At 63.5% G+C, this 950-nt stretch carries 1 pseudogene; it reads left to right on the forward strand.

Annotation, left to right across the window (positions count from 1 at the left end):
• Nucleotides 1–908: pseudogene (locus AC3WLN_RS24035) on the forward strand (IS3 family transposase); the annotation flags it as partial.
• Nucleotides 909–950 lie beyond the last annotated feature (42 nt).

Here is a 950-nt window from a genome sequence, read left to right on the forward strand (position 1 = left end):
TCTTTGGAGGGTCAGGTGCTGGCGGACGTCGCCGCGGGAAACTTATAGCCCCGGAGCGACGCCGGCAGGCCGTCGACGGCATTCGTGAGAAGTATGGTCTCTCAGAACGCCATGCCTGCCGGATCGTCGGCCAGCATCGAGGCACGCAACGCTACGTGCCCACGGTACCGGCTGACGAGGATGCGCTGACCCGCGCCATCGTCGCCCTCGCGTCCGAGTACGGGCGCTACGGCTACCGCCGCGTCACCGCGCTGCTGCAGGCAGCGGGGTGGCAGGTGGGCAAGGACCGGGTTCAGCGGATCTGGCGTCGTGAGGGGCTCAAGGTTCCGCAGAAGCATCGGCCGCGCAGCCGTCTTTGGCTGAACGACGGCTCCTGCGTGCGGCTGCGGCCGCTCCATCGCAATCACGTCTGGAGCTTCGACGTCGTGCAAGGCCAGACCCACGACGGTCGAAGCCTGCGCATCCTGACGCTGATTGACGAGCACAGCCGGGCTTGTCTCGCGCTGAAGGTGACCCGGCGCATCAACAGCCTGGGCGTGATCGAGGCCCTGGCCGATGCGATGTGTCTGCATGGCATCCCGGAGAACATCCGCTGCGACAATGGTCCAGAGATGATCTCGAAGGCTTTGCGGGAATGGGTCGCCAAAACCGGCCCGCAGATCCAGTACATTGCACCAGAATCGTCGTGGGAGAATGGCTACTGCGAGAGCTTCAATGGCAAGCTGAAAGACGAGTGCCTACGCCAAGAAATCTTCTACTCGCTCAAGGAGACACAGACCGTGATTGGGATCTGGCAGAATACCGACAACCGCGTTCGGCCGCATTCGTCGTTGGGCTACCGGCCACCTGCGCCTGTCACCCTCCCGGATCTGGCTGTCCGGCTACCCATGGCCGCCACCATGCAGTAGCCTTCCAATTGGCTCGGTCCAAAATACCGGTCAGGTCAACCT

This window comes from Methylobacterium sp. FW306-05-D (assembly GCF_058782155.1).